This is a genomic window from Bradyrhizobium sp. NAS80.1, from assembly GCF_001908205.1.
GTDB lineage: Bacteria > Pseudomonadota > Alphaproteobacteria > Rhizobiales > Xanthobacteraceae > Bradyrhizobium.
The window spans coordinates 41,400-47,810 of the sequence record NZ_LGHL01000079.1 but is presented as its reverse complement, the minus strand read 5'-3'; the positions used below and the strand labels follow the sequence as shown (position 1 = coordinate 47,810).

The window sequence follows — 6,411 nt, the reverse complement described above, 5'->3', positions numbered from 1 at the left end:
TCAGTTTGCGGCGTTGGTCGGAGCGGCCATGTGTTCGGCCTGTTTGCGCGGTTCACTTGACCGCTGGCCATAATGCCCTCCGCGGATCAGGTCCCGATCAAAAGCACGCATTCGAAGATGCCATGGCCCATGTGGGTTGTCCTGATCGCCGGATCGACCTGCGCTCGCCGGCGGCCGCACCAGCGAACAGACAGGATAAAAACAAGATCGCTGCGACCGTTCTCATCGCGGGTCTCCTTCGATGGTGGTCGGGTTCGCGATCAGCCACCAGGCCACGAGCGAAGCGCTCAGCACGGTCGCCGAACTGACTGCACGACGGTAGCGCCCCGTGCCGACCGGAGCCGTGCGGTGGCCTCTCCCAAGTCGAGGTGATCATCGACTACGGGCTGACCAACATCGTGGCGCAGCAGGTCGATGCGGGCATCCGCCCCGGCGAGCTCGTGGCCAAGGACATGATCGCCGTGCGTATCAGCCCCGATCTCCGGATGGCCGTCGTCGGCTCGCCCTCCTACTTCGCCGATCGCAAGCGGCCGAAAACACCGCAGGATCTGACAAACCACAATTACCTCAACCTTCGCCTGCCGACGCATGGCGGCAGTCTCTACGCGTGGGAGTTCGAGAAGAACGGGCGGGTCGAGGGACAGCTAGTGTTCAATAGTGCCGGCCTTCTCCTGGACAGCGCGTGAAGGGCTTGGGCCTAGCCTACCTCACCGAGGGACACGTCCGGCCTTACGTCTCGGAAGGTCGACTCATTCGCGTGCTGGCCGATAGGTGTCCGCCATTCTCCGGCTATCACCTGTACTATCCAAGCCGCCGGCAGCCCTCGCCGGCTTTCTCGTTACTGGTCGATGCGCTCCGCTACAGGGGGCACTGATCCGCTCGGAGCATCGCGGCGCTCGTGGCCATCTACGGCCTGTTCTCCGATCCCGGAAGCAAGCAAGATCAGTCCGGCAATACGCAGCACTCAGCTATCTGGATGCGAAGCTTCTCCAAGTGCGCTCGCAAGTCCTTCATCTCGCCCGCCAGTCTCGGGCTAGTGCTCCGTCCGCCAAGGTTTTTGCCGCGCCTTCGCCTGCTGCTTCTCCAGCTGCTCCTCCACGGAGAGGACGACGATGCGCCGCGCTTCCTGGTCGGTTATTTGCTGAAACGCTTTGATCAGACGAAGCATCTGCAGATCTTCGACGTAACTCGACATGGCAACGGCCTCATCGAGAAAACCGCAAGCTCAAATCGGGAAAGATATGCAACGGTCCTCATCAAATGGGAACAGGGAATTTCGTCAAAGGTTAAATCCTGCCGGCTTGCCGTTGAGCCGGCGGAGCGGCCCCGGCGATATCCCCAAAGCCCCCTGCCAGCCGGGGCCGTCTCTCCGCCAAGAGGTCTAATTCGACGAACGGATGAACTTAAGTTCGGCTCTCGGCGTATTGGGTTCATTAGTGCCAACCCAGCGGTTAGGCCCCGTATGCACGAGTCCCTTGAAGATCGTCTTACGGAACAGGCGAAAAGATTGCGGGGAGGAAGCCAAAACGGCTCCGCCAGGTATCGAGCGGTGCAACCTAAGTGAACTGATAAGCTCAACAAGCATTCCTGGATCGCAGGATTTCGACGACAGTTCTCGCGATGATGACGATGTCGAGCCAGAGGGACCACTGGCGTATGTATTCCAGGTCGTGCTGAACTCGCCCCTCCATGGCAGCGATCTCGCGTGTCTCGCCCCTGAATCCATTCACTTGGGCCCAGCCTGTGATTCCAGGCCTCACGACCTGACGACTAGAATAGGCAGTGATCAGCTCTGAATACATCGCATCGTGAACGAGTGCATGCGGCCGTGGTCCAACAAGGGACATGTGGCCACAAATTACATTGAAGAGCTGCGGAAGCTCGTCGAAGCTCGTTCTCCGGAGAACGCTTCCAACTCGCGTAATGCGCGGGTCCCCCGATCGCGCCTGACAAACCTCGACACCATCCTCCATGCAGGTCATCGTCCGGAACTTCAGAATTCGAAAGCACTTGCCATTCCGACCGCCCCGAGATTGGCGAAACAGAACCGGCCCCGGCGTTTCGAGCCTCACGGCTATCGCTACAGCAAGGAACAGCGGGAATAGAAAGACGATTCCGGTCAAGGCCAACACAACGTCCAAAACTCTCTTGCTCGCACAATTTGGGTCGCGCCGTGGAGCTTGTCGTGCGACGCGCCCTGCGATGTCGGCTCGCCCGCCTCTATCAAGGCGGTCATTGTCCGTTCCGTATCCGAGCCGTATGTCCGGCACTTCGCCTGCTCCCTCGGACCGGCGCCTCCCAACCAGAGCCGGTCGAACAGAACCCGCCGGCGCCGGGCCAAAAACGGTGAAGTTTTGTGGACGGGCAGCAGCGGACCGCCCATTCGGATCAAGCAACCGCATCTTGGCATTACCTCAAGGGCCGACGACCCAACGTGCTCCCGAGGAGTTATCCTGCCCGTTCCCAGGGCACTTAGCCCTTGACGGCGCACGCTTTGCGGCCGGGCTGCAGGAGCACGATAATCGCATCGTACACATAGCGCATGAACCGGACGACAATTCATTGGTGCTAAGTCCGATGCTCCCGCGCCGATACATTCGGGTGTTTGCTCGTGGGCACCGAAGCCAGCCAAATTGCGAGGCGACAATCAACTGAGTCGCCATCCGATCGAGGCATTTCCGCTCAGTGAACGTTTGCTGGATTCGGCGACTTCCAACGTTCACGCAAAGGAGCTCATCAGCGCCGGCGTCGCCGCTTCCCTTATTTCAGACGTACGCGCCCCGCCTTGGCCCGATCGCCAATCCTGCGCGATCTTCGGAAAGGCTTGATCATGGTTCTGACCGCCGCCCTCACAGGCCTTCTTCTGCTCATCGCCCTTGTTACGGGCGTGCGGCATATGACACTAGCGATCATGCTGATACGCCCATCGTGCGATCGCCTGTTCGAATGGGTGAGGGATGCGTCTGGTGGCCACCTCGGCCCGGGCGCCGCATTTAACGCGATTGTCATCGGAATGGCGCTCGTCGCGATATTCTATGTTCCGGCACTTGCCTTCTCCGCCACCTTCGTCGCTTGGTTCGCCTTTCTTCTGGCCGCTGCTTGCTCACTCCTTCGCACTCCGGATCCCGAGGGTGGACTTCGCCTCCTGTTGGCGCTGATCACCTATGCGGCCATGTTTATGATCCCTCACGTTGTGATAAAGAGCCGCGGGACAATGTCACTCTGTTTCACCGTGGCGATCGCCTCATCTGTCGTACCGTCAACCTTCGCGCTGCTGGAAATTGCAATGGACCCCGCCACCCTGGTGGGAGACCACAGACTGCAAAGCACATTTACACATCCTAACATCTACGCGTTCTACCTTCTCAGCTTGGTAGTTCTAATACTCTTCTTGAACTCGACCAGGCGGATCGCGCTTACCGCCTCCACGCGACGAGCGATGTTTGCCTATGCAGGCTATCTTCTCTTCCTGCTGCTGCTCACCAAGACACGAAGCGCCTGGTTCGCAATGCTCATCGTCCTGGTCGCATACGCGATCGTAATCGACTGGCGCTGGCTGCTTCCCATGCTGATTCTGCCCGCCCTCGCCGTTGTCATTCCCGGCACCAGTGAACGGCTATCGGATCTCGAGTCTGGAACAGTTGCTGTTGGCATCGAGCAGCTCAACTCCCTGGCATGGCGCGAATTGCTATGGCGAGACACACTCGAATGGCTGCGAGACAATCCGCCGGGTCTGCTCGGGTATGGGCTAAACTCGTTCCAGTCTTACGTGCCACTCTTTTTTTCGCTTCTGGATGCGGAGGCCGGAAGCCCCGATGTGCAAGAGGGGCTCGGTCTCCACAACGGCTTTCTACAGATCTACTTCGAAATGGGGCTGGCGGGCCTCATCGCGTTCGCGTTCTTGATGGGGGCAATCGTCCTCAGACTGATCACCGCGTTCAATAAGGACTTCGCCGGGTCTTTCGTCATGTTGATGCTGTGCGTCGGATACATGATCGTCCTCTACTACGACAATCTCTTCGGCTATTTGCAATTCCAATGGTTCTTCTGGTTCACGGTTGGCACCGCATGCGCTTCGGGTGAGCTCGTTTCTGCCTCGCGCTCCCTCTCGCAACCGCGCGTCGTGTCGAGACCAAATCGGTTAGCGTCTCCGCCAGGGGTTTGACAATGGAGATGCCCGCGATGGAATTTGAGCCGACCACAGCGGGTCGTTCACTGCTGAATACGTTTGACGCAACAAGAATAGTCAATCTGGCGGCTCGGGAAGATCGTCGCCGCGACACGACCTCTGAATTCGCTCGGCTCGGCCTGACCATCGATGGCCGCAGGATAAAGTTCCACAATGCTTCGACCTTCGATAACCCGCACCCCTTTCCGACGGTCGGCGCGAGAGGCTGCTTTCATAGTCATTTGGCCGTACTCGAAGAGGCGCTGCAGAAGCGATTCGAAAATGTACTAATACTTGAGGACGATTGCGACTTCGTAGGAAGCATTGAAGTTGCCCTCGTGCGTGCTCTAGATGCGCTGGGCGAGCAGGACTGGGATATGTTCTTCGGCGGCCATGAAGACCTTGAACGTGACGAATGCCAAGCAGGACCAATCCAACGGATTTGTCCCGGATGCTGGATACGCGGTGCGCATTTCGTAGCTTTTCATCGCAAGGCGATCGAACTGATGGTGCCCTTCCTTCACGAGGAAATCGCGCGTCTTGCAATTGATCCTGTCGGAGGATCGCGCGGCATCGACGCCGCGTATACCAACTTCGGAAAGAGATTTCCGGAGCTCCGCTACTTTGTCGCGTGGCCGAAATTGGGTTACCAGCGTCCATCCCGAACGGATATAGCCCAGCCATCGGTCTTTGACCGAATGCCTGTCGCGAACCTCCTGGTTGTGCCTGCTCGCCGACTGAAACGATATCTAAAGAGAAGCGCAAGCTGAAACAGTGCAGCGGTGGGCCCATGAAATTGACCACCTCGCGTCGTGAGTTTCTGGTGACCTTGACAGGCTTGCTGACCATGCAGCCTCGGTTGCTGGCAAGCACAACTGGTTCCACCGGCACCTTCGAGCGCCTCTTCAATTCACAGTCGCTCTGGAATGCACGCCCCGTTGATCCTGTGCTTGGCAGGGCGACGATCCCGCGAAAAGACAACGTGGCGTGGCTGGAGCAGGACAAGTACGCTGCGAAACTGTTTCGCGCCACCGCCTCGGACGGCCCCATGACGGTTCAGGGAAAAGATGCGGCCGAAGGAATCTGGGTGGCCGACGAGCTGCGGAACAGGCCAGTCATCGTTCCACATTTCCCGGACAACGTCGTGCCAGCAACCGGCCTGGACGGCCATTGCGAAATCCTGGACGAGAGTACCGGTTTCATCCATTCTTTCTTCCAACTGAGTTTCGACCCTACTGAGAGAGTTTGGAAGGCCGGCAAATACACCGCGTCGTCTGTGAGCGGTACCGGATGGGGATCGCCGGCTCGTCCGGACGGACCACGTGCGTCTGGAACTCCTTCCACCAGCGGCATTTTACGAGCGCACGAGATTGGCAGTGCTATCGTGCCTCACGCGCTAGCCGTTGCAGCCCACACGAACGCCTTGAAGTCGGGGCCTCTCTATCCCGCAACTTTGCAAGACACGACGGGCGCAAGCGAATATTCAGGCTCCTTTCCGATGGGCACGCTCTTCATGCTGCCTCCCGACTTTGATTCCGAGGCGCTGAGTTTGCCAAATGCCCAAGTTATCGCCAGGACATTGAAGGTTTACGGCGCGCGGCTGACCGATACCGCCTTCCGGACCTTTTCGTTTGCGGGCGAGATCGGCGGCCAATGGTCTCAGGCTGTCGATCGAAACAACCTTTGGCGGTCATCCTGGGCAGCGGATCTCGACCGAATTCGCGATCATCTCAGGCCGGTGATATCCACGTCGAGTTGGTTGGACTCGGAAGGCGTAGCCTTTACTCCGCTTCCGTGGGAACGAATGAACCTTCTTTCCATGCGCGGGCCTTGGGCAAAACAAGAAGGCCCGGAAGAGTCGGAGAGCGGCTTCGAAACGATCTCCAACTTGTTCTTGTTTCCTGAGACCCGGAGCCCTATCGCATACAACCAGACACTTCATCTAAGAGACGACGCGAGTCACGATCCCTGGTTTCAATGGACACAGGGTTGCTGGTACATCAACCCCAAGCCTGGCCAACGCTATCGCGTGAAGGCTGTGGGGTTCAATCAAGCAACAGGTGGGCTTGACGTCCGGGCGCGCGACGGCACAACCGTTCTGGCTTCAGTGTGGGACTTGAAGGTAGGGGAAACAGCTGACCTCACCTGGCCGGCGCGCGCGTCAATGACCAAGGTCTTTGTCCGCGCGCCCCCGGGACCTCCATCCGGCATTCGACTCGAACTGCAGGCTGCATAGCTGCTTC

At 58.7% G+C, this 6,411-nt stretch carries 5 protein-coding genes and 1 pseudogene; 4 read left to right on the top strand and 2 right to left on the bottom strand.

The window, feature by feature from the left end; all coding sequences use genetic code 11:
- Positions 1-362: 362 nt before the first annotated feature.
- A pseudogene (locus tag AC629_RS19415) lies at positions 363-874 on the top strand (LysR substrate-binding domain-containing protein); the annotation flags it as partial.
- Positions 875-1,033: 159 nt separating this feature from the next.
- On the opposite strand, the gene AC629_RS46925 reads toward AC629_RS19415, so the two are convergent.
- Both AC629_RS46925 and AC629_RS19410 read right to left on the bottom strand, forming a co-directional pair.
- Positions 1,034-1,195 carry a hypothetical protein gene (locus tag AC629_RS46925; protein WP_168195533.1) on the bottom strand — a complete coding sequence of 54 codons (162 nt, stop codon included), beginning with the start codon at positions 1,193-1,195 and terminating at the stop codon, positions 1,034-1,036.
- A gap of 379 nt (positions 1,196-1,574) precedes the next feature.
- Positions 1,575-2,402: an exopolysaccharide biosynthesis polyprenyl glycosylphosphotransferase gene (locus AC629_RS19410; protein WP_084806632.1), complete on the bottom strand. Its 828-nt coding sequence runs from the start codon at positions 2,400-2,402 to the stop codon at positions 1,575-1,577.
- A gap of 428 nt (positions 2,403-2,830) precedes the next feature.
- On the opposite strand from AC629_RS19410, the gene AC629_RS19400 reads away from it, so the two are divergent.
- Genes AC629_RS19400 through AC629_RS19390 form a run of 3 tightly spaced genes read left to right on the top strand, consistent with a single transcriptional unit; the run spans position 2,831 to position 6,404 of the window.
- The gene (locus AC629_RS19400; protein ID WP_084806630.1) at positions 2,831-4,165 is read left to right on the top strand and encodes an O-antigen ligase family protein; all 1,335 of its coding nucleotides are present in this window, start codon (positions 2,831-2,833) and stop codon (positions 4,163-4,165) included.
- 17 nt (positions 4,166-4,182) lie between these two features.
- Positions 4,183-4,938: a glycosyltransferase family 25 protein gene (locus AC629_RS19395; protein WP_168195532.1), complete on the top strand. Its 756-nt coding sequence runs from the start codon at positions 4,183-4,185 to the stop codon at positions 4,936-4,938.
- 20 nt (positions 4,939-4,958) lie between these two features.
- Positions 4,959-6,404, top strand: coding sequence for a hypothetical protein (locus AC629_RS19390; protein ID WP_143199262.1), 1,446 nt, complete (start codon positions 4,959-4,961; stop codon positions 6,402-6,404).
- Positions 6,405-6,411: the final 7 nt, after the last annotated feature.